Annotated in this window: 17 protein-coding genes, 1 pseudogene and 1 riboswitch; all 18 genes and pseudogenes read left to right on the forward strand. The window is 49.6% G+C overall.

The features are described from left to right. Window positions 1–639, forward strand: coding sequence for a YitT family protein (locus K331_RS29185; RefSeq protein WP_051289739.1), 639 nt, complete (start codon window positions 1–3; stop codon window positions 637–639). A gap of 427 nt (window positions 640–1,066) precedes the next feature. Further along, window positions 1,067–1,858, forward strand: a complete 792-nt coding sequence (locus K331_RS0109325; protein WP_028590091.1) for a sulfite exporter TauE/SafE family protein — start codon at window positions 1,067–1,069, stop codon at window positions 1,856–1,858. A gap of 59 nt (window positions 1,859–1,917) precedes the next feature. Continuing rightward, window positions 1,918–2,022: riboswitch (SAM riboswitch) on the forward strand. A gap of 207 nt (window positions 2,023–2,229) precedes the next feature. After that, window positions 2,230–3,627: an S-methylmethionine permease gene (gene mmuP, locus K331_RS0109335; RefSeq protein WP_028590092.1), complete on the forward strand. Its 1,398-nt coding sequence runs from the start codon at window positions 2,230–2,232 to the stop codon at window positions 3,625–3,627. A 67-nt stretch (window positions 3,628–3,694) separates the two neighbouring features. Then, on the forward strand, window positions 3,695–4,633 hold the full coding sequence (gene mmuM, locus K331_RS0109340) for a homocysteine S-methyltransferase (RefSeq protein WP_036634567.1): 939 nt from the start codon (window positions 3,695–3,697) through the stop codon (window positions 4,631–4,633). Window positions 4,634–5,033: 400 nt separating this feature from the next. Further along, on the forward strand, window positions 5,034–6,263 hold the full coding sequence (locus K331_RS0109345) for a trans-sulfuration enzyme family protein (RefSeq protein WP_028590094.1): 1,230 nt from the start codon (window positions 5,034–5,036) through the stop codon (window positions 6,261–6,263). A 154-nt stretch (window positions 6,264–6,417) separates the two neighbouring features. After that, the gene (locus K331_RS0109350; protein WP_028590095.1) at window positions 6,418–7,164 is read left to right on the forward strand and encodes a FadR/GntR family transcriptional regulator; all 747 of its coding nucleotides are present in this window, start codon (window positions 6,418–6,420) and stop codon (window positions 7,162–7,164) included. Beyond that, window positions 7,165–8,376, forward strand: coding sequence for a M20 metallopeptidase family protein (locus K331_RS0109355; protein ID WP_028590096.1), 1,212 nt, complete (start codon window positions 7,165–7,167; stop codon window positions 8,374–8,376). Continuing rightward, a complete protein-coding gene (locus K331_RS0109360; protein ID WP_028590097.1) occupies window positions 8,373–9,935 on the forward strand; it encodes an ABC transporter substrate-binding protein in 1,563 nt (520 codons plus the stop codon). Before K331_RS0109355 ends, K331_RS0109360 begins: the two co-directional genes overlap by 4 nt. 95 nt (window positions 9,936–10,030) lie before the next feature. Next, window positions 10,031–10,948 carry an ABC transporter permease gene (locus K331_RS0109365; protein WP_028590098.1) on the forward strand — a complete coding sequence of 306 codons (918 nt, stop codon included), beginning with the start codon at window positions 10,031–10,033 and terminating at the stop codon, window positions 10,946–10,948. A 16-nt stretch (window positions 10,949–10,964) separates the two neighbouring features. Then, entirely contained in the window at window positions 10,965–11,885 is a 921-nt protein-coding gene (locus tag K331_RS0109370) for an ABC transporter permease (protein WP_028590099.1), read from the forward strand. A 30-nt stretch (window positions 11,886–11,915) separates the two neighbouring features. Further along, a complete protein-coding gene (locus tag K331_RS29190) occupies window positions 11,916–14,678 on the forward strand; it encodes a S9 family peptidase (protein WP_036634500.1) in 2,763 nt (920 codons plus the stop codon). A 462-nt stretch (window positions 14,679–15,140) separates the two neighbouring features. Continuing rightward, on the forward strand, window positions 15,141–15,686 hold the full coding sequence (locus K331_RS0109385) for a GNAT family N-acetyltransferase (RefSeq protein ID WP_028590101.1): 546 nt from the start codon (window positions 15,141–15,143) through the stop codon (window positions 15,684–15,686). A 381-nt stretch (window positions 15,687–16,067) separates the two neighbouring features. Continuing rightward, window positions 16,068–16,616, forward strand: a pseudogene (locus K331_RS31425) (RDD family protein); the annotation flags it as partial. A 263-nt stretch (window positions 16,617–16,879) separates the two neighbouring features. Then, complete coding sequence (locus K331_RS29200) at window positions 16,880–17,440, forward strand: RDD family protein (RefSeq protein ID WP_051289743.1); 561 nt, start codon at window positions 16,880–16,882, stop codon at window positions 17,438–17,440. Between the two features lie 73 nt (window positions 17,441–17,513). Then, window positions 17,514–18,104 carry an RDD family protein gene (locus tag K331_RS29205; protein ID WP_051289745.1) on the forward strand — a complete coding sequence of 197 codons (591 nt, stop codon included), beginning with the start codon at window positions 17,514–17,516 and terminating at the stop codon, window positions 18,102–18,104. A 260-nt stretch (window positions 18,105–18,364) separates the two neighbouring features. Beyond that, window positions 18,365–20,065 (forward strand): molecular chaperone HscC, encoded by a 1,701-nt coding sequence (locus tag K331_RS0109405; RefSeq protein WP_028590102.1) that lies wholly within the window; start codon window positions 18,365–18,367, stop codon window positions 20,063–20,065. Continuing rightward, complete coding sequence (locus K331_RS0109410; protein WP_028590103.1) at window positions 20,065–22,287, forward strand: tetratricopeptide repeat protein; 2,223 nt, start codon at window positions 20,065–20,067, stop codon at window positions 22,285–22,287. Before K331_RS0109405 ends, K331_RS0109410 begins: the two co-directional genes overlap by 1 nt. A 17-nt stretch (window positions 22,288–22,304) precedes the next feature. Next, the gene (locus tag K331_RS0109415) at window positions 22,305–22,949 is read left to right on the forward strand and encodes a DUF1266 domain-containing protein (protein WP_028590104.1); all 645 of its coding nucleotides are present in this window, start codon (window positions 22,305–22,307) and stop codon (window positions 22,947–22,949) included. Window positions 22,950–22,979: the final 30 nt, after the last annotated feature.

Below are 22,979 nucleotides of genomic sequence, written 5' to 3' on the forward strand. Positions count from 1 at the left end.
ATGAAGCTGGATGTGAAAAAATATTTGTACTTGGTATTAGGCTGTGTGCTGGTGAGTGCGGGACTGGTTCTGTTAAGACATTCCCATGTTATGACAGGGGGAACAGCGGGGCTGTCGCTGACGATTAGCTATATCCTGAATGCACCGTTTTCCTGGGTGTTCTTCTTGATCAATCTCCCGTTCTACGGGTTCGCTATCGTTAGAATGGGCTGGAACTTTACCTTGCATACGGTGCTTTCGGTCACGCTGGTGACGCTGCTGTCAGGGCTTGACAAATTCCTCCCCGTATTTGAGCTACCTGTATTCGTCGGCACCGTGGCTGGCAGTATACTATGTGGTCTGGGGCTCTCCGTGCTGTTTATGAATCGGACTTCACTAGGTGGAGTAAGCATTTTTGCTCTCTATATGCAGCAAAAGCGGAACTGGAATCCAGGTGTGATCAACGGGGTGCTGGATACAACGATTGTGCTCCTCGGTCTCTATTCTGTAGGGCTGCTAGAGGGAATTCTCTCCGTTCTGTCGGTAGTGATCGTGTCCGCTATTATTAGCTATTTCAAGAAGAATTTCAAGCCGTCCACAGCCCCGAAACATCAGCAGCAAACAGTGCCCTATCGTGGAGGACGCGAAGCGGAGGCTTGAGGATCAGGTCAAAGGATTATTAACCGCTTGCCTAGTGATTAAAGATTACTGATTAAATATTACTGATTAAAGGATTGCTTTGGCTTTATTACAATGAATAGGCATAGAGAATCGGTCAGCCGATCCTTTATGCCTATTCGTCTGTTCGTTATGGCAGGGTTGGTGTCAACAGCAGTGACATTTGCTAGAATAATATCAGGCTAATTTTGGGTATGCAGTAGCCACGTTAGCTGTGTTAGCTGCGTATAGCTGTACAGCAGAATCGCATTAGACCGACATATTATCCAGTGTTCCATCCAGCGCGTAATCAGGCATGTACTCAAGCATGTAATCAAGCATGTGACACGACAAGGAAGCGTAGCCTTTCGGGTGGCTGGTTATATTATAGAAGCTGCAGGAGAAAGCAGAGGAAAAAGGAGAATCATCAATGGAGAATCTTATACTGTTTCTAATCGGCATGCTCGCTGCAATTAGCGGAGCTATCGCTGGTCTTGGTGGTGGATTTATTATCGTGCCTGTACTAGCATTCATGTATACGCTGCCTGTATATAATATTTCAGGTACAGCGATGGCGGTGCTGCTCGTGAGTGCAATCTCAAGCACCATCTCTTATGCCCGGCAGAAGCGAATTGATTATCGCAGCGGACTGATCTTTTCCATTGCCATGATCCCTGGCTCAATTCTGGGGGCATGGACTACGAGCGTAGTAGCCAGTCGCGTGTTTTTCATAGCCTTGGGCCTCTTTTTACTGCTCATGGCTGTTATGATTAATTTTAGACCGACCAGTAGTCGAGGAGGCTTTCTGAAGCCTACCACCTCCAGAATATTCGTGGATGCTACCGGACTTGAGCACAGCTATTCCTTCAACATCACCTTTGGATCTGTCGTTGCTTTTTTTGTCGGCTTTCTCTCCAGCCTGTTCGGTATTGGGGGAGGCTCCGTCATGGTGCCGACGATGATTTTGTTTCTGGCTTTTCCGGCTCATATTGCGACAGCGACGTCCATGTTCACGATTCTGTTGTCTTCTCTGGTCGGTACGGTCTCGCATGCTGTATTGGGACATGTATTGTGGGGAACCTTCGTCTGGCTGGCGATCGGGGCCTTGCTGGGAGGCCAGATTGGCGCACGGATCGCTTCCAGAATCCCGGCCAAGCTGATCATTCGGGTGTTGTCTATTTGTCTATTCATTGTAGCGATCCGTTTGATGTTCAAGGGATAGGATGAAGAAAAAAGTTGACACTGCACGTCATGCCCGCTATATTAAAATACAAATTCTTGAACTTATCCAGAGAGGTGGAGGGACTGGCCCGATTAAGCCTCAGCAACAGATCCTTAAGGATACTGTGCTAATTCCAGCAGACACAAGAGTCTGACAGATAGGAGCGGTTGTGTTAGGGAAGTTAATGGCGCACTCCTGTTCTAGGAGTGCTTTTTTGCGTGCTTAGACTATGCTCAGCCCCCCTTGGAAAAAGGATATGAAGAATCGGGGTATCTCTCACAGCGATCGGAGAATGGTTCTGACTACATAGTGAACTCGTGCAATAGTATGTAATTCAAATAATACAAATAGATAGATGAAGGGGAGACACAATGAATACGGACAGACCATCCACAGGTAGCTTTCAACGCAAAATGCAGGCGCGGCATGTAGTCATGCTCTCACTTGGCGGCGTCATTGGTACGGGGCTATTTCTTAGCTCAGGCTACACGATTCAGCAGGCAGGGCCCTTGGGCACGATTCTATCCTACCTGATCGGTGCGCTGGTCGTATATCTCGTCATGCTCTGTCTAGGCGAGCTGGCGGTGCATATGCCAGAGACCGGAGCTTTCCACAGCTATGCTTCTCGATATATAGGACCAGCTACGGGCTACACGGTGGCTTGGCTGTACTGGCTTACATGGACCGTGGCGCTTGGCTCGGAATTCACAGCGGCCGGCTTACTGATGCAGCGCTGGTTCCCTGAGGTCAGTGTCTGGATCTGGAGCGGGATATTTGCGTTACTAATTTTTCTTATGAATGCCCTGACAGTCAAAATATTCGCGGAATCTGAATTCTGGTTCTCCTCCGTGAAGGTGCTGACCATCGTGCTTTTCATCGTAATTGGTGGTGCAGCGGTAGTAGGGATTGTACCCATGGCAGACTCCTCGTCAGCACCGTGGTTCGGCAATATTACAGCCTCTGGCTGGTTCCCGAACGGAGCTACTGCCATCCTGATGACGATGCTGGCTGTGAATTTTGCGTTCTCAGGGACGGAATTGATCGGTATTGCAGCCGGGGAGACAGCTGACCCGCACAAGACCATTCCAAAGGCGATGCATACTACGCTATGGCGGCTTGTCATTTTCTTCATTGGAACGATTATCATTCTATCGGCACTGCTCCCAATGGATGATGCAGGTGTGCTAGAGAGCCCCTTCGTAGCCGTAATGGAGCGTGTAGGTGTTCCTTATGCCGCAGATATTATGAACTTTGTCATCCTGACAGCCATACTATCTGCTGCGAACTCAGGCTTGTATGCTTCTGCACGAATGCTGTGGTCGCTGGCTGACAAGCAGACGATCTCTCCCTGGTTCGCCAGATTAACCACTCGCGGTGTGCCGCTCAATGCCATGATCTTCAGTATGTTGGGCGGAGGGCTCGCGTTGTTGTCCAGCATCATAGCACCAGATACCGTATACATTACCCTCGTGTCCATCTCAGGTCTTGCCGTCGTTGCGGTCTGGATGAGCATCAGCGCTTCTCAGTTCATGTTCCGCAGAGCCTATCTTCGTGAAGGAAGAGCGCTTCAAGACCTGGCGTATCGTACCCCTTGGTACCCGGTAGTGCCTATTTTATCTTTTGTGCTCTGCCTGGCATCCTGCATAGGGATCGCATTTGACCCTACCCAGCGGATTGCGCTATATTGCGGAGTTCCATTCATAGCGATCTGCTATGGCATATATTATGTGCAGCATCGCACGAAGAGGAGAGGACAAGCCAATGACTAATCGTAATCTCGTTGATAACAATAGTACGCAAGCTCAATTGAATTCGGTTGAACTGAATCCGGTTAAAATGAATCCGATTGAAGCCATTCTAAGCCAATATCCTGTAATCATTCTGGATGGAGCTTTAGCTACGGAGCTGGAGCAGCATGGCTGTAACCTGGATGATCCGCTATGGTCTGCCAGAGTATTATTAGAGCAGCCTGAGATCATATATCAGGTACACGCTGAATACTTTCGCGCTGGCGCTGATTGTGCGATTACCTCCAGCTATCAAGCGAGTATCGAGGGCTTCCGTCAAAGAGGGCTCACAGAGGAGGACTCGCTTGCACTGATCAAGAAGACAGTCGAGCTGGCCCGACAAGCGAGGGAGGATGTATGGGCTGAGCTTGATACCGATAGGAAGAAGCGTCCCTTCCCGCTGGTAGCCGGCTCTGTAGGGCCTTACGGGGCCTATCTGGCGGATGGCTCTGAATATGTTGGGCATTATCAGGTGTCTGATCAGACGTTGGCTGAATTTCATCGTCCGCGGATGGCTGCATTACTGGAGGCAGGGGCAGATGTATTGGCTTTTGAGACCATTCCTTCCTTGCAGGAAGCGCAGGTTCTCATACAGCTATTGAAGGAATTTCCTGGTGCCTATGCATGGTTGTCCTTCTCACTCCAAGACGGCACATCGATCAGTGAGGGTACCTCCCTAACGGACTGTGCGAGGCTGATGGCAGACGAGCCACAGCTGGTTGCCATAGGCCTGAACTGTGCTCCGATGGAGGTGGTGACAGAAGCTGTGACGCTGTTAAAGCAATCAAGCGACAAGCCAGTCATCATTTATCCGAATTCGGGTGAGACCTATGATGCAACGACCAAGACATGGAGCGGGCATGGTAGCTGTGGCAGTATGACCGAGGCTTCCGAAGCGTGGGTAGCTGCCGGGGCGCAGCTAGTTGGTGGCTGCTGTCGGACAACGCCCCTTCAGATCAGTAATCTGGCGAAGAAGTGGCGGACGTAGCGATACGATGATATGAATCAGCATGTTCTATGAGATAGCCTTACATGAGATAGCCTTGCATAAGATAGTCCTTCGTGCTCTCGTCGTACCAGAAATGGACGAGTCAGTACGAAGGATATTTTTATGGGCAGGGAGCTATCCAAAAGCTTTGACGACGGGAATGTCAGACGATCAGTGGGGGAAGGACTATGGTGCATGCACCAAGTATTCGCGTATAGATGTCGGTACGACTTGCGAGTCCATTCTTGTCCCCCGATAAAAATGTTTTCTCGCTTTTGACGTTAATATTGTTGACGTGAAAACAGGGCAGATATATAGTATTTAAAAAGTTTGAAATGGTTCATAATATATACCTTTCTAAATATAGAATACAGAAATGCAGAAAATGGAGAGATTATAGATGGATAAAAAGTGGAGATTCGATACCGCAGCGGTTCATGTGGGGCAACAACCTGATGGCAGGACCAGGGCGGTATCCCAGCCTATTGTGCCAGCTGTAGCATATGCTTTTCCTGATACGGATACAGCTGCTGCTGTAGTTGCAGGACAAGCCGAGGGAACCTACTATGGGCGCTATGGCAATCCTACTACCCGTACACTGGAGGAGAAAATAGCGTATCTGGAGAAGGGGGAGGACGCCATTGGTCTCAGCAGTGGGATGGCTGCTATCTCTTCCGCTCTGCTTGCTTTTCTGCAGCAGGGAGATCACGTGGTAGTGACCAAGGACATCTATGGGGGGACCTATAACTTCGTCACACAGATGGGGCCGCGCTTTGGGATCAGCTATGATTTCGTAGATTGTACCGATATTGCTTTGATCGAAGCTTCTATCAGACCTAATACAAAAGCAATTTATGTCGAGACGCCTTCCAATCCGCTGCTAACGGTACTGGATCTGCGTAGTATTGCGGATCTTGCCCGTGGGAAGGGGATTCCAGTCATTGTGGACAATACCTTCCTGACGCCATGTCTGCAGCGCCCATTGGAGCTTGGAGCCGATGTGGTTGTGCACAGTGCGACCAAGTATCTCAACGGTCATGGAGATGTAGTGGCAGGCTTTGTTGTAGGTAGGGCAGAGGTCATTGATTTTATACGGAAAAGAATTGCTGGGGATCTTGGTCAGAACCTCAATGCCTGGGAGTCCTTCCTGATTCTCAGGGGCCTCAAGACCTTGGGTCTACGTGTGCGTACCCATTGCGCGAATGCCCGCATCGTAGCGGAATTTCTGGATTCGCATCCGGGAATCACCGCGCTGCATTACCCTGGACTACCAAGCCATCCACAGCATGAGCTGGCTAGGTCCCAGATGGATGACATGGGAGGTATCGTATCCTTTGAAGTCGCTGGAGGAATGGAGGCAGCGAAGTGCTTCATGAACAGTCTGGAGCTGGCAATGATCTCCTTCAGTCTAGGTGATCCGGAGACGCTCGTGCAGCATCCGGCAAGTATGACGCATTGCTCGATTCCGCAGGAGGAGCGGCAGAAGTTCGGCATCACGGATGGTCTGATTCGCTTGTCCGTCGGCTTGGAGGACCCTATGGATATCGTGGCTGATCTCGAGCAGGCATTGGAGCAGGTGAAGCAGCAGGGGCTGCTATCCAGGCCTGCTGTGAAGGAAGAAGTTAATTGAGGAAGAGCAAGATAATCGTAGTTATACATGCTATTCAATAAAATAATCAAAAAAATATACAAAAAAACTATTGCATATAAGTTTAGTCGGAATTATATTATGAGTATAAGCCTAATGGTATAAGGTCTAGACATTATACGATCGGAGTGTTTACATGCTTAACCAGCTGCCATTCCAATTTGAGAAAGTATCCTCCATCAAGGTGAGTGAATTCATTCGAGAGCAACTGGAGGAAGCGATCATTCTCAAGGAGATCATGAGTGAGGAGCAGCTTCCATCCGAACGTGAGCTGGCGGAGATATTCAATGCAAGCCGCATCACGGTTCGGGAAGCACTGGCTGTGCTGGAGGCGAAAGGGCTCATCGAGAAGCGGGTTGGAGCCAAGGGCGGTACCTTCGTCCTGCCGATTACCGGCAATGCCCATAGGCGGACGATCGCTGAGATAAAGAGGGATTGGGAGCACATGCTCCAGGTGTTCGAATATAGAACCATCGTGGAGCCTGAGGGCGCTTTTCTGGCCGCTGAGCGGATCACCGCAGGCGATCTGCAACAGCTGGAGGATTACATCCAGCAGAGCATCGAACCAGACTGCACCCGCGAGTGGTTCCGAGCGCTCGATGTCAAGTTCCATCTTACGATTGCAAAAGCCTCAGGCAATTCCTATCTGGAATCAGCGGTTCGCCAGATCCGTACCCAGATCAATCCTGCACTCGACTTGATGCCTTACAATGAGCAGATTCGTTCGATCAATTATGGGGTGCATTCGGAAATTCTTGAAGCGCTGAAGGCGCATGACCCTGAGCGGTCTCGGGAGCGAATGAAGAACCATATCAAGTTCTCGGCAGAAGCAATCTATGCGAGGTTGATCGCCAAGGAATCTCAGGAAGGAGAGGAACACTAAATGGTACATACGCAATTGTTGGAGCTTGGGCAGTCACTCCAGTCACGCCTTACGACATGGCGAAGAGATTTCCACCAGCATCCGGAGATCGGATATGAGGAGCTGCGAACCTCGGCTATCGTCGCTGAGCATTTGGAGCGTCTCGGGCTGGAAGTGACCCGTAATGTAGGACAGACAGGGGTTGTCGGACTGCTACGAGGAGAGAGTGACGGACCGACGATTGCCCTACGGGCTGATATGGACGCGCTGCCGATCCAGGATCAGAAAGCGGCTGCGTACAGTTCCCAAACGGAGGGCAAAGCGCATTTGTGCGGGCACGATGCCCATACCTCCATGCTGATGGGTGCAGCTGAGCTGCTCACGGGATTGGGTAGACCGAAATCCGGCAACATTAAGTTCATATTCCAACCAGCAGAGGAAGGTCTGGCCGGTGCGCGTGCCATGATTCAGGATGGTGCTCTACAGAATCCGCAGGTCGATGCGATTGCGGGTCTGCATGTGACACCGGGCATGGATACAGGTACCGTTGGTGTAACCAAAGGAGTGGCCTTTGCCTCGGCAGATCCCTTGGTTATCCGGATATTTGGCAAAGGAGGACATGCTGCACGTCCGCATGAAGGGATTGATGCGATAGCCGTATCGGCTCAGGTCATTACAGCGCTGCAAAATGTCGCCAGTCGTATGGTAGATCCGCTGGAGCCTGTCGTTGTGACCATCGGCAAGATTACCGGGGGTTACATGGGGACAGCCATTGCTCCAGAGGTCGAGATGATCGGTACGGTACGTACCCTGTCACCAGGGCTACGTGCGAAGATGCCTGAGCTGATTGAGCAGGTAGTCAGCGGTGTCTGTGCTTCATTTGGAGCAGGACACGAGGTTGTCTATGGGGATGGCTACCCGCCTGTCGTCAATGATGACGGAATGGTGGATTTCCTTACAGACACGATCAACGGTCTGGACTGGGCCAAGGGCTGGAGCAGTATCAAGCCGTCTACTGGCGGTGAGGATTTTGCCTTTTATGGAGAACAGATTCCGGGCGTGTTCTTCCGTCTTGGTTCCGGCAATGATGAGGAACGAACTCGTTATCCGCTTCATCATCCCATGTTCGATCTTGACGAATCGGTTATGCCTTACGGCGTCGGCCTGTTGTCAGCTGTTGCACTAGAGTTTTTGGCAAGACATACCACACCTCAGAAGGAGCGTGCAAAATGAAAAAGAGACAATGGGCAAGCTTATGGTTAACAGTATTGGCATTGGTGGTCGTCCTGAGCGCTTGCGGCGGTCAAACGACAAGCCCTGCTACAGATTCAGCAGCGACGGATTCGGGCAGTAGCGAGACAAGCAAGACGCTGACGATTGCTACCTCAACGGACATTGAGAGCTTCGATCCGCACAACAATAACAACACAGGTAGTGAAGCGGTACTGGTTAACGTTTTTGATTATTTGGTGAAGAACGACAGCGAGCAGAAGAAGGTACCGGGGCTTGCTGAATCCTGGGAGCAAGTGGATGATACTACATGGCGCTTCAAGCTGCGTCAAGGCGTAACCTTCCACAATGGTGATCCGTTCACTTCCGCAGACGTGAAATTCACAATTGAGCGTGTAGCCAAGGACAGCGCTTTGAAGCAGAACAGCTACTTCAAAAATATCGTTGAGGTCAAGGCTGTAGATGAGTACACCGTAGATATCATCACAGACGGACCGGACCCGATCATGCTGAACCGTCTGTCCAAGATGGGCGCAGGCATTTTGCCAGCTAAATATATTGAAGAAAAAGGTATGGACGAATTTCTGAAGCAGCCAGTGGGTACAGGCCCATACAAGTTCAGCAAATGGAACAAGGATGACCGTGTCGAGCTGGTGAAGAATGAGAATTACTTTGGCGATGCGCCTAAATGGGATAGTGTAGTCTTCCGTGTCATTCCTGAAGCATCCACTCGTGTATCTGAATTGCTGGCAGGCGGCGTAGACGTAGCGGCGGGCATTCCGTCCACCGACGTAGCTCGCATTGAAGCCGAAGCAGATAAGAAGATTGTCAAAGCGCCAATCCAGCGCGTGCTGCAGCTGATCTTCCGCCAGACCGAAGGAAGCATTACAGCAGATCCTAAAGTACGAGAAGCCATTGAACTGGCGATCGACAAGCAAGGCCTGGTAGACAGCATTGCTGGTGGAGCAGGTATTGTGACCCGTACTTCCGTGACACCAGGTAACTTCGGAGCGGACCCTTCGCTCTACAAGACAACACAGTATGATCAGGACAAAGCACGTGCGTTGCTGAAGGAAGCAGGCTATGCCGAAGGACAAGCTGAGATGACGATCTCTGTATCTACGGTATATAAGGAGCAAGCCGAGGTTGTAGCAGCTATGCTGGAGCAGGTTGGCTTCAAGATCAATCTGGATGTATTGGAACCAAGTGCTTTCAGTGAGCGTTACAGCTCCAAGTCCTTCAAGGAGATCTTCATGATCGGAATCGGTAACTCCCTGTTCGATGCTTCCAATAACTACAACCGTTATATGCTGGAGGAAGCGAAGGGTGAGTCGGATTACAACAACCCTGAGGTAGAGAAGCTGCTGCAATCCGCACTGGTGAATATGGACCCTGCTGCTCGTGAGAAAGAGTACCAGCAAGTACAACAAATTTTCTCCGAAGAGCGTCCAGCAGTCTACTTGTACCAAATGGAAGGTGTGTACGGTACGAACTCCAAAGTGAACTACCAGCCGCGTGTGGATGAAATGTTCTATGCGGACGAGATCACACCTGCACAATAATGGCTGACATTACAATTGCATGAATGGCTGGAACCGGGACATTCCTGTTCCGGCCGTTCCTTTTTTTCTTATGAGGATAGGAGGTGAACCGGTCTTTGGGGAGATATATTGTAAAATCACTGCTACAGGTCATTCCGGTTCTGCTGATCGTATCCCTGATCGTCTTCGTGCTGGTGAGGGTAACAGGTGATCCGGTTGCCTTGATGCTGCCAGAGACAGCTACGGCTGAGGATCGGGCGGTGCTTACCCAGGCGCTGGGGCTGGATCAGCCGCTGCATGTGCAGTATGTCAAATTTCTAGGAGATGCCCTGCAGGGGGACTTCGGGCAATCCTTCCGTTATGGTGAGCCTGCTCTTCGCCTGGTGCTGGAGCGTCTGCCAGCCAGCTTTGAGCTTGCGGCGGCGGCGATGGTGCTAGCGGTGATCATGGCAATTCCGCTAGGCATTATCTCAGCCGTCAAGCGCAACACCTATACGGATTTGTTGATTTCTACACTGTCGGTCATCGGTAAGGCGATGCCGAATTTCTGGGTCGGGATTATGCTGATTTTATTGCTTTCCGTCATGTGGGGCGTCTTGCCTGTATCTGGGAGGGGTGGTGTATCTCATCTGATTTTGCCCGCGTTCACGCTTGGATTCGGATTGGCTGCTCAGATGACGCGACTTCTACGGTCCAGCATGCTCGAAATTCTGAATCAGGATTATATCCGTATGGCCCGGAGCAAGGGGCTGTCGAGCTTCGTGATTATCATGAGACATGCCTTTCGCAATGGACTAGTTCCACTGGTTACCATTATCAGTCTGCAATTCACAAGCTTAATTGGCGGGACGCTGATTACGGAGACTGTATTCTCTTGGCCCGGTCTCGGACAGCTGCTGGTCGTCGCAGTGAACACGCATGATATGGCGATCGTACAGGCCGCAGTCTTTGTGATTGCCCTGATTGTTGTTCTGACGAATATTTTGACCGATGTGATCTATCGCTTGCTGGATCCACGGATCAAATTCAACTAGAGAAAGGTGGAGTACGATGGCAGCTAATGAATTTACCCGCCTAACCTCGCTGCCGGAAGCTCCTGTAGCCCGCCAGCCTGTACGGGGGTATAGTGTCTGGAAGCAGCTGTGGTCGAGCAAGACGGGGATGCTGGGAGCATGTCTGGTATTTGTGGTCACGCTGATGGCCCTGTTCGCTCCGCTGCTGACCCAATACGATCCGGCCGCAGTAGATCCCTTGAATCGGCTCAAGCCTCCAGCCTGGCTGGATGGCGGCTCTGCAGAGCATTGGCTAGGCACAGATAATCTCGGACGGGATATGTGGAGCCGAATTGTATATGGAGCCAGAGTATCGCTAATCGTCGGAGTTGGTGCCGTACTTGTCTCCGGTGCAATCGGGGCTGTGCTGGGGCTGCTATCCGGCTTTTATGGAAGATGGCTGGATGCCTTGATTATGCGTGTCGGCGATGCTTTTCTGGCTATTCCGACGATTTTGTTCATGCTGGTAGTCATGGCGATCGTCGGACCGGGCATTACGACACTCATCTTTGTCATCGGTGTAACGAACTGGGTGTCGTATACACGGATCGTGCGCAGTGAAGTGCTTGGCGTTAAGGAGCTGGACTATGTTCTCGCGGCAAAGGCCATGGGAGCGAATAACTTTCGGCTGATCTTGCGGCATATTATGCCGAACATCCTGTCTTCCTTCATTGTCATCTCTGGAATGAACGTGGCGACGACCATCATTATGGAAGCCTCACTCAGCTTTCTTGGCCTTGGTATCAAGCCTCCGGATGTATCCTGGGGTGGTATGCTTAGCGATGGTCGGCAATACGTAGCTACAAGCTGGTGGGTGGCAACCTTTCCAGGTATCGCTATTACGGTAACGGTGCTGGGGGTTATTTTCCTGGGTGATTGGCTGCGTGATCTGCTTGACCCGCGTATGGTCAAAGAATAAAAGATGCGATAACAGGAAGGAGTGGCAGGAATGAAGAAGCGCCCCATCATGCCGGAGGATCTCTACGGCTATCGTTGGCCAAGCCAGCCGACAGTTGCTGCAGACGGCAGTATTGCCTATATCGAGCAGACGGTGGACAGAGAGAATAATGCCTACGCGACGAATATTCGTCTCATTGATGCGAAGGGTCATGATCAACCGTTGACTGAAGGCGGAAAGGATTCTTCCCCTGCCTGGTCGCCTGATGGTACGAGACTTGCTTTTCTACGGACGGAAGCAGGAGGAAAAGGTCTGTGGACCCTGACAGTAGATGCATCAGAGGGACTCAGCACCACTGAACCGACATTACTGATTACACCAGACCATAACATTCAGCAATTCATATGGTCTCCTGACGGAAAGTATCTGGCTTTCACACGTAAGGTCGGCTCAGGTCCGGCAGTGACTGCGGAGACAGGTGCTGCTCATGTTGAATCTGCTCAGAGCCCGTCCGTTCCAGGTCAGTCCAGTCCAAGCGAATCCCATTCGATTCCATCCGAGCTGAGTCAATCCAACCAGCAAGAGACTGTTCATAATGGAGCTGTACAGCCTGATTCGCCAAAAACCGGAACAGGTCAGCTGCTGGGTAAGGTATACGATCGTACTACGCCAAGAGCCGAGGGGAGTGGCTGGTGGGATGGAAAATACAGTCATTTGTTCATCTGTGAGCTTGAGAGCGGTGAAGTAAAACGGCTTACCTATGGAGCCTGGAATGCAACTGCGCCAGTCTGGTCACCTGATAGTTACAAGCTCGCTTTCGTGTCGAAGCAAGTGGAAGACACCACACTGGATGCGGATTTGCAGTATTTTACAGATATTTATGAGACTAACCTCGATGGGGAGCAGCCTCGCAAGATAACCGTATCCGAGCTGCTTATTGAGCAGATTGCCTATGCAGGTGACGGGACGCAACTGACACTGCTTGCAAGTGACCGACTCTACGGCAGCGGCAGTCATCTGCGGCTATATCTTGTGCCCGTCGCTGGCGGCAGACCGGAGCTGCTGGCACCAGAACTGGATATGCAGCTTGGTAATGCGGCATTAAGTGATATGAAGTCTGCTGCGCCTTCCCGCGCACCGCAGATGGATCCTGCAAGTAAGGACCTTGCCGTCTATGTACCGGGGACCCATGAAGGAACTGTCGACATTTATCGTATTGATAGGGATGGAGTTGTTCGTTCTGTAACCGGGTCCGGGGAGAAGGATATTTACCAATACACCCTATCACCGGACGGGACGCAACTGATCACAGCTGCACTGACAGACAAGCTGCCTGCGGAGCTCTACCGGACAGACCTGCATTCAGGTAAAGTAGAGCGACTGACACGGCTGAATGATGATTATTTTGCCGAATTGGAGGTCATTACTCCAGAACGCTTTAGCTTCACAGCCACGGATGGCTTGACCATTCAGGGCTGGATCATGTGGCCGGAGCAGCCAACTGAGGCAGTAGCGACATCTGAAAATGCCGGGATACACGGGAAGGTTCCATTAGTCTTGCAGATTCATGGTGGTCCACATGCGATGTACACGGGAACGTTCAGTCATGAATTACAGACACTGGCGGCTCAAGGCTATGCCGTACTGTGGGTGAATCCGCGTGGTAGCATGGGCTACGGGCAGGAATTTGCACGAGCCTGTCGCGGAGATGTATGCGGGGGCGATTATCGGGATTTGATGGAAGCCGTCGATGCTGCCCTTGAGCGCTATCACTTCCTGGATGCGGATCGGTTGGGCGTTGGTGGCGGCAGTTATGGTGGAGTCATGACTAACTGGATTGTGTCGCAGACGAATCGATTCCGGGCGGCTGTGAGTCATCGGTCCATTTCGAACTGGATTACGCTATATGGTACAAGTGACATTGGTATTTCCTATGTCGAGGGAGTCGTTGGGGGTAATCCTATTGATGACCTGGAGATGCTCTGGTCCAGATCCCCATTGGCGCATGTCCGAAATATCCGAACTCCACTACTGCTACTGCACGGTGAAGCAGACCTGCGTACACCGATTGCTCAGGCTGATGAGCTTTATACGGCGCTCAAGCGTCATGGCCGGACGACAAGACTCGTACGCTTCCCAGGGTGCAATCATTCGATGCTCAAGAGCGGCAAGCCATCGCTGCGCGTAGATAATTTTAACCATGTCAATGCTTGGTTCGCACGCTATCTGAATGACGACCCGAATAGTGTAGTAAGTAATAGTGATCATATTAGTAATCGCGGAACGAATGCTGCTACGACAAACGAGATAGATACCGGTGTAGACCATTCATCCAATTCAGAGCGTGTACGTCTTTCTATTCCGGTAGGGCTGCTGATGGAGAATATGCTGTCTAGCGGCGAGCCGGTGGAGGTGATCGTTGCTGCTCTTCGTAGCCGTAATCTGGATTCCTTGCTGTCCAAGGTGAAGGAGCCAGGAATGGATGTGCTTGAACGTCTTCAGACAGCGGAGGAGCTGAAAGAGGATTGGGAGCGAGCTCTACACGAGGGCTACGAGTTCAAATTCCTTCATATTAATGGTGTCAAACGATTGCTTGATTTTCGCTTTGGGCGGAAGGCAGAACGAGACTATATTCAGGATGAGAACTCCCTGCGGCAGCTGTGGCTTCATCCGCAAGAGCTTGACACGCTCCAGGCTATGCTTCAGCGGCAATGGCAAGTGGTTGAGGAAGAGCGTGAAGTGTTGATTCAGGATGGAATCTCTAATGATGAGCCTCGGGTATGTGTAACCATCAAGCTGAAAGTCTCCAACTAATAATGCAATAGCAGTATCAGTAGCAGAGATATAAGTACCTGTAGCTGTTTCAAATGGCTTCGTCCGTGTCGTGGGCGAGGCCGTTTGTCGTAGCAGGGTAGGCGCATGGACCACCCGTAAACTACACATGAACTACACATGAACTACACATGAACGCATAGTCACTACATATCGAATATCAATGGACTACTATGGATGACCATAATTGATACTTGCAGTATATGTGATACGTGCGATGTAGGACTCGGATGTAGAAAACACGTATGTAGAAGATGTGTATGCATAAGACACGTAAGTATAAGGCGCGTAAGTATAAGACATATATAGCAGCCTTGCCCATGCATCTTATTGAATATTCTGAATGGATGATAGATTTATTGAATGAGATATGTTATAGGCCTTATGATATAATCTTTATAATTTACATAGGTGAACTTGGTAAAAGTGAGAGGAGGAAGAGAGATGACAACCACTTTAGTCATTGAGCCTGCACTGAAGGAGGATTATCCGGCTGTTATCGATGTACTCGTTGCAGGTTATATGCAGTATCAGGAGACATATGAGCAGAAAGAGGCATGGGAGCAATATCTCAAAGAGATCAGAGAATCGGTCCATAATCCAGAGATCAAGGAGCTGTGGGTGGCCAAAATCGAGGATCGCATCATTGGAACCGTCCAGCTATTTGAGACGGCAGCGAAAGCTTACGAAGGATTCGAGTCACCGATCCCTTATCCATTCATCCGCCTGCTTGCCGTGCATCCTGACTGGAGGGGACATGGTGTAGCTCGTGCCTTACTTCAGCAGTGCGTACATTCCTCCCACGTGTGGAAGCAGCCCTATGTATATCTATATACAGGTGAGCGGATGGTCCAGGCCATTGGTCTATACGAGAAGTTTGGCTTTGTGAAGGATGAGTTCTACAGCTTCCTTAATAATGGACATCAGGTGCTATGCTACCGCTACGAGATTGAAGAGGAGCACGCTGTAGCTTCTGTTAAGCAGGGATAATGATAAGCATTGCCTAGTATGAACATTAAGCTGAGTATAAATCATAGCTCCGACCATGCCAAATGTTAGCCCTGAGCTTACATGACCAATTCTAGCCCTGAGCTGCATAGTAAAATAATAACCATCAATATGATTCTCTGCTTAGTACATGCAACGCAATTGTATGCAGATGGATCTACAGGTAAAGGCACCATTAATTCCGATATTATGGAAAATGGTGCCTGTTCTTTTTATAATAAATACACTATATTGATTTTGGAATATTCCACCAGTGGATTCTCGCGATTTATAATTGCAGTTGCAAGACGAATAGTGTGATAAGTAATGGTTAGAAGCGGGAGGAAGAATGAAATGCATGCAAGTTTTTGAAAAAGATTAGCTGCATCTTGTGTTGATGTTATAATCGTTATTGCTATTTTTTATTTAGTAATGGCTACTGCAATTTTGTTATCATATGGAATTCAGATGCTTATATTTCAAGTGATGAGAGCGCTAGGAAGTATTACGTTTATTTTTTATTTGACAAAATGGACTGGCATGCTCAGGATATTGACCGTGGTGGTGTCCCCGATATGGCTCTACTATGCTTTGATGGAGTCATCCAAGGTGCAGGGCACCGTTGGGAAAAAGGTATTGGGTATCGTGGTCGTGAATGAAGAGATGAAGCAGCCAAGCTTTGGTCAAGTCAGCGTCCGCTTTTGGAGTCGAATCGTTACAGTGCTAACCTTAGGGGTCGGATATATTATGGCAGCTTTCACGAACGACAAACAGACGATTCATGATCGGATATCTCATACACATGTTGTGGACAAGAACGTAATGATGAAGCAATTGGAAGCTGCACAGATGGGTGCATTATATATGGGAGGTTCTTCGCTGTCTCCCCAACCGGAGCCAGCTTCACCTTCCATCACTTTAAGAAGATATTAAGTCAATTATGGTAGAATTCGTAAGATTGTGGCTGCATTCGTGTACGCGGAGCATGACAAATAATCTATAGGCAAGGGTAGCTTGATTCCAGACGATTGGATAAAGCTACCTTTTCTTTTTGTGCTATTTCTACTATATTAGTCAATGTGACAGATTTCGCCAGTAAGTCGGTATGGACCTGACATCAAGGTGAAGGTGTTTGAAGCGTTTTTCATGTGGTTGTACAGAACAGTGGCCCGTATTGAATGCTGGAGGTATTTGAAATGTACGCAGGATTTTGGAAACGGCTAGGAGCCTATGTGATAGACTTCATCATCATATATTTTGGAGGCACTGTGGCGGTGTTAGGATTCATGCTTGTCCTGAGCCCTTTGTTTCTAGGGATGATAGGCCTTATTGTTGCATCATTAGAAAAGCTAGGATCAACAGAGTCTGATATGATTGGCGTCTTTATGATGGTCATGCTTATTTTACTATCCTCTGTGGCGAATGTCGCCTCGGTATGGCTGTATTATGTCCTGATGGAGTCGTCCAAGGTGCAGGGGACCGTAGGGAAAATGGCCTTGGGTATCGTGGTGGTGGATGCAGAAATGAAGCCAGTTAGCTTTGGCCAAGCCAGCGCCCGCTTCTGGAGTCAGTTCGTGTCTTTACTTACCTTAGGGATCGGATACATTATGGCAGGCTTCACTACGCGTAAGCAGGCGCTTCATGATCTGATCGCTCATACGTACGTAGTGAACAAGAATGTATTGGCGTATGCCAAGCAACTGGAAGCATCTTCACCAATGGAAGCATCTCCTAGAGGCTCGGAGCATCTGGACTAATGGAGCTCTTTTACGGTGCTATGGCGCTATACTGATAACACGACTACATCATTGAATGCTGGAGGTACGAGCAATGCATGCAGGTTTTTGGAAACGACTAGGAGCTTATGTTATTGATTCTTTTATTATTGGTTCTGCTGGTGCTATAATTGGCACAATTATTTCAATTATACTTATTCCGCTGTCGATTATACCTGTGGGGCTAGCTATTGCTATTGATGGTGAAGACCCCGGAGCTGTAAGTGCGCTCCTGGTTTTTTTTAGTATGATGCTCCGTTTTCTTGCTGTCATTTCATTAAGCTTAGGTGTATGGCTCTATTACGCTTTGATGGAGTCGTCTAAGGTTCAAGGAACCGTAGGGAAAATGGCGCTGGGGATCGTAGTTGTGGATGAAGGGATGAATCCGCTGAGCTTTGGCCAGGCCAGTGTTCGCTACTGGAGTCGGCTGGTTACAGGGGTAACGCTGGGAGTCGGGTACATAATGGCGGGCTTCACACAGCACAAGCAGACGATTCATGATATGATCGCTCGCACCTATGTGGTGAACAAGAATGTATTGGAGTATACGAGGAAAATGCAACAAATGGAGGCCGCTGGGGCAGGGGAGCCGCAGATGGGCTTGCCCCCACAGCCGACTTATCCAGATCCGGGTTCCTTCCGTTAATACAACAACAGGTTAGGTGTTCAGATTGATTATTTTTCGAAAAGCCCGCGCATCAGCATTGAGCTGAAATGCGGGTTTTTTTGCGTTGAGTGGGGAGCTGCCACCGCGTAGATTGCTGATTCGTACAGGACCTATGGATATAGGCCTTCTTACATATTTACGTAGAGCTTCAATAGTAGAATCCGAACTTTATACTCTAGAGTAGTCTTATTCCAATGCTGTAAAATTATATGATTCAACTAGAGAAAAGGTGATATGGTATGACAATGATAGGTATTGATTTGGGTACCACGAATAGTCTTGTGGCCTATTGGACCGAGGAGGGGCCGAAGATCATCCCGAACGCCTTGGGTGAGCGGTTAACCCCTTCAGTGGTGAGCGTAGATAACAATGGAGAGATTCTGGTCGGCACCATTGCCAAGGAACGATTGATTACTCATCCGCATGTGACGGTCTCTACCTTTAAGCGCTATATGGGGACTGAGAAACGTTACAAGCTGGGAAGCTACTCCTTCTCGCCCGAGGAATTATCCTCATTCATACTTCAATCCCTCAAAGCGGATGCCGAAGCCTTTCTTGGACAGCAAGTACATGAAGCGGTGATTAGTGTCCCCGCCTATTTTAATGATAGCCAGCGGAAAGCGACCATGCGGGCTGCCGAATTTGCAGGCCTGAAGGTAGAACGGCTAATAAGTGAGCCAACCGCTGCAGCGATCTCATATGGACTGCATATGCGGGATTCCGATACTACCTTCCTCGTATTCGACCTCGGGGGAGGGACTTTTGATGTCTCCATTCTGGAGTTCTTTGATGGCGTCATGGAAGTGAAGTCCATCGCAGGTGATAACTATCTGGGCGGTGAGGACTTTACGCAGCTATTGGTGTCCTATTTTGTAGAGAAGGTCGGTATTGATTATCAGGAGATGGACGAGAAAGGACGAACGGCCCTCTTCAAGCAGGCGGAGCTATGCAAGCGGGGGATCAGCAGTGGAACAGCCGGGGAGATGAGCTTCTTGCACGCCGGTCAGGAGTATCAGATTAGTGTCAGTCGGACGGATTTCGACAAGATTGTGTCTCAATTGATTCTGCGCCTGCGACATCCATTGGAACGCGCGCTTCGCGATGCCTCCCTCACACCGGATGATCTGGATGCGGTCATCATGATCGGTGGAGCGACACGGATGCCGACTGTGCGTTCGGTCGTGAGCAAGATGTTCGGCAAGCTTCCTTATACTCAGATCAACCCTGATGAAGCCGTAGCTATGGGGGCTGCTATACAGGTAGCACTCAAGGAACGTAATGAGATGCTGAAGGAAGTAATTCTTACAGATGTGTGCCCGTTCACACTCGGTATTGACACGACGAAGCGAATGAAGGGGGATCACCTGGATCACGGACATTTCTCACCGATCATTGAGCGTAATACAGCTATTCCAGTCAGTCGTGTAGAGACCTATGTCACGTTGCATGATCAGCAGAAGGAAATCGAGATCAGCATCTATCAAGGCGAGAGCCGCCGGGTCGAGAATAACATCAAAATTGGCGAAATGACTGTCGGAGTACCCACGGACAAGGCAGGCGAGCAGGCGATTGATGTACGCTTCACCTACGATATCAACGGTATTCTGGAGGTCGAAGTCACTACGGTCAGCACAGGCAAGGTGAAGAAGCTTGTTATCGAGAAGAATCCTGGACATATGACTCCTGAGGAGATTGAGGAGCGTCTCAAACTACTCAAGGACATCAAGATTCATCCGCGGGATCGGGCGGAGAATCGTCTGCTGCTGGCACGTGGAGAGCGCTTGTACGAGGAGGCTCTGGGAGAGAAGCGTGGTGAGATTGCTTTCCTGATGGAGCAGTTTGAAGCGTTGATTCATACGCAAAATGATGCAGAGATCAAAAAGGCGGCAGCGACACTCAAGAAACAGCTCGATCATCTTGAGCGTTGGATGGATTTCTAGTGTATCTTCTTGTGAGTGTATGGAGATTGCTCGGTATTGAATCGACAACGGATGTGCGTGCAATCAAGCGGGCATACGCCGGCAAGTTGAAGCAGACGCATCCGGAGGATGACCCGGAAGAGTATCAGCGATTGCGAGAAGCCTACGATCGTGCAATCAAGGTAGCAAAATGGAGTATGCAGCCTGAGGAAGCAGCGGACGCCTCTAGGACAGTAAGCATGGACGCAGCCAGCTCGGACACGGAGTCTAAGTCTACTGCTCCCAAGCATACAGGGATGAGCATCGACGATGGTATTGTACCTGTGGTCAGTGCTCTGGAGAGCAGCTCGGCAGAGGCTTTTTTGCAGAGAATGCAAGAAATCTATACAGATTTTGCCGAGCGCATTAACCCAGAAATATGGGCTGAATGGCTGAATTCCGATATCTTGTGGAGCGACTCCGTGTATGCCGAATTGTCAGAGCAGGTAATGGACTTCTTCAACGAGCATTACTTTTTGCCTATACCCGTCTGGCGACTGCTTGATCATGCTTTTGGGTGGAAGGATGCGATGCTTACTTCACCGGATGAATTCCAGGCACGCTATTCCCAAATTAGCAGATATGGCTTTGAGCAGACGTACAACACGGAACAGGGCTATTCTTTATTGTTGCCAGTTCCATGGGAAGAGCGAGAGGCATATCTCAGACTTCGAGAAGAAATCTATATCTTGCTGGGGCAGCTAACGAGAATTCGTGAAGCGCAGGTGAAAAGGTACTTATATATTAAGGAAAGCGAATATATAGCACAGTTCAACAAGCTCAGCACAGAAGCTGAGACCTTGCTTCAGCAGGCTGAAGAGTATCATACGAGTGACCCAGATTTACAACGGATGCAGATTCAGTTCTATCTCTTGAAGAATGAGCAAGACGCTGTCTTGTTCTATTGTGAACGGTACCTCACGGGGTGCCCCGATGATGTGGAGATCTTGCTAACCAAGGCGCATAGTCTGCTGAAGCTTGAACGAGTCGAAGAGGCGGAGTCCGTGCTAGAGAGGCTACTTTCTGAAGCTGTAGCCTTAAATGCCACAGGTATTCAATCCACAGCACAAGAATTACAGTTACAGGTCAAACTGGAAGAAGCGCGAGATCTGTATACGAGGATAGTTCCACAGATGCATCTGAAGCTGTTCTTGCAGCGGATGGAGGACATCTATAATGTCTTTTCGGATCGTGTTTGTCCAGAGGTATGGTCCGAATGGCTGCAGTCCGACATGATGTGGGATGCGTCACAACAGGAGGAATTGGCTGAGCGGGTGCTCAATTTCTTTAACAAGCATTACTTTTTGCCTCCATCTGTCTGGCGGCTGCTTGACCAGGGCTTTGACTGGTCCGGGAGGCAGGAACTGACTCCCGATGAATTCAAGGAGCGTTACCCGAAGCTCGTTGAAGCTGCTTTTCATCCTGGCTACCAAACCGAGCTTGGATATAGTCAATTGAACCGTATTCCTGCAGATCAGGTAGACAGGTATTTATTTATTCGGGAAAGTGCTTATCGTGCTTGGCTTAATGGCCAGCAAGCTCAGGCTGAACAGAAGCTGGAACAGGCTGAGCGAATTTTTGCCGATGATCCAGATCGATTACGTATACAGGTGCAGTTCCTATGGCTCATAGGAGAAGAAGAGGCTGCCCTTACTTATAGCATTAGGTACTTGCGGCTTTGCCCAGAAGATGTGGATGGTGTGCTTATTCGTGCACGTATGCTGTTGAAGCTGGAACGAATAGGGGAAGCAGAGCAAGTGCTGAAAGAGTTGCTTCTCGAGCTTCCAGATCAGCCTGACGGAATCTACTTGCTCGGCCAGTGTAAGCTGCTCCAACACAGCTTCGAGGAGGCCCGTCAGGCATTTGAGGAGGCCCATAGGCTGAATCATAAGGATATAGATGCCTTGATGGCCATTCGTGAAGCGAAAAGTGGCTTGGTTAAGCAAGGTGGGTGGCTACATAGAGCGACCTTGAGGAGGAAGCTGTATGGCACGCTGAAGCACCAGTTTGTAATGCTGCTGATCAGTCTGGTCTACAAGACATTACCCGTCTTTGCTGGTGTGCTGGTGCTGGGGTTCATGATCTATTGGCTGAGAGAGTACACCGTAATCACCCGAGTGCTCCTGTTGATTTGGCTCTTCATGTGCGTTAGTTGGTTGAAGCAATGCTATTGTTGCTGGAAGGGCTTCAGATACAGCCTATAGAGACGGGGTGAATTCATATGATTGTAGACATTAAACATGGCTCCAGATCACTGGCGGCATGCAGCAAGGCTCTTGTTGGTATGTTCGATTTTAGTATTATGGGCTATTATCATCAGCAGAATCCCATGCAGCTAATATCAAGTAAACGGGAGCTGCTCCGAGAATTTGGCTCGATGGGAATTGCGGACACTGTCAGCATACAACGTCATATAGAGGGATGTTTCCAATCGGGGATACGGCAAGAATATCAACAGATGTATATCCGACTCGCTTGTATGCCGCGGCAGCAGCAAGAGGGATATATGGAGCGGGTTCCTCCAATGTCAACAGAGTTCTACAGATTAGAAATAGTCCTTAAAATGCTGCATCGCATGCCTAGTGGAGGCATATCCGCCTATGATTATATTCGAGGTATATATGTAGCCTACGGAGGCCACAGACTAGGCTGGCTGACACGGGAGCAAAGAGAGGCCTATTGTATCAAAGCGATGACCGCGATTCGGACTGATTACACGAATTGGCGCGATGTGATTTTGGCCTTTACGATTGGATATGCATTTGATAAGGCACAGGAAAAGAGGGTCTTGGGGTATTATCCACCTCATGTTCACTTGCTCACCTCCCGGTATAGCCTGATTCACAACATGAGCTTGTGGGCGTAAGCCTGCAAATAATCATCTGGAGAGGTGGAG

The organism is Paenibacillus massiliensis subsp. panacisoli DSM 21345 (assembly GCF_000426545.1).
Taxonomy (GTDB): Bacteria; Bacillota; Bacilli; order Paenibacillales; family Paenibacillaceae; genus Paenibacillus; species Paenibacillus panacisoli.

Excerpts from the sequence above, each read along its gene's own strand:
- K331_RS29185 (WP_051289739.1), top strand. The coding sequence starts at position 1 with ATGAAGCTGGATGTGAAAAAATATTTGTACTTGGTATTAGGCTGTGTG.
- K331_RS0109325 (WP_028590091.1), top strand. The coding sequence starts at position 1,067 with ATGGAGAATCTTATACTGTTTCTAATCGGCATGCTCGCTGCAATTAGC.
- mmuP (WP_028590092.1), top strand. The coding sequence starts at position 2,230 with ATGAATACGGACAGACCATCCACAGGTAGCTTTCAACGCAAAATGCAG.
- mmuM (WP_036634567.1), top strand. The coding sequence starts at position 3,695 with ATGAATCCGATTGAAGCCATTCTAAGCCAATATCCTGTAATCATTCTG.
- K331_RS0109345 (WP_028590094.1), top strand. The coding sequence starts at position 5,034 with ATGGATAAAAAGTGGAGATTCGATACCGCAGCGGTTCATGTGGGGCAA.
- K331_RS0109350 (WP_028590095.1), top strand. The coding sequence starts at position 6,418 with ATGCTTAACCAGCTGCCATTCCAATTTGAGAAAGTATCCTCCATCAAG.
- K331_RS0109355 (WP_028590096.1), top strand. The coding sequence starts at position 7,165 with ATGGTACATACGCAATTGTTGGAGCTTGGGCAGTCACTCCAGTCACGC.
- K331_RS0109360 (WP_028590097.1), top strand. The coding sequence starts at position 8,373 with ATGAAAAAGAGACAATGGGCAAGCTTATGGTTAACAGTATTGGCATTG.
- K331_RS0109370 (WP_028590099.1), top strand. The coding sequence starts at position 10,965 with ATGGCAGCTAATGAATTTACCCGCCTAACCTCGCTGCCGGAAGCTCCT.
- K331_RS29190 (WP_036634500.1), top strand. The coding sequence starts at position 11,916 with ATGAAGAAGCGCCCCATCATGCCGGAGGATCTCTACGGCTATCGTTGG.
- K331_RS0109385 (WP_028590101.1), top strand. The coding sequence starts at position 15,141 with ATGACAACCACTTTAGTCATTGAGCCTGCACTGAAGGAGGATTATCCG.
- K331_RS29200 (WP_051289743.1), top strand. The coding sequence starts at position 16,880 with ATGTACGCAGGATTTTGGAAACGGCTAGGAGCCTATGTGATAGACTTC.
- K331_RS29205 (WP_051289745.1), top strand. The coding sequence starts at position 17,514 with ATGCATGCAGGTTTTTGGAAACGACTAGGAGCTTATGTTATTGATTCT.
- K331_RS0109405 (WP_028590102.1), top strand. The coding sequence starts at position 18,365 with ATGACAATGATAGGTATTGATTTGGGTACCACGAATAGTCTTGTGGCC.
- K331_RS0109415 (WP_028590104.1), top strand. The coding sequence starts at position 22,305 with ATGATTGTAGACATTAAACATGGCTCCAGATCACTGGCGGCATGCAGC.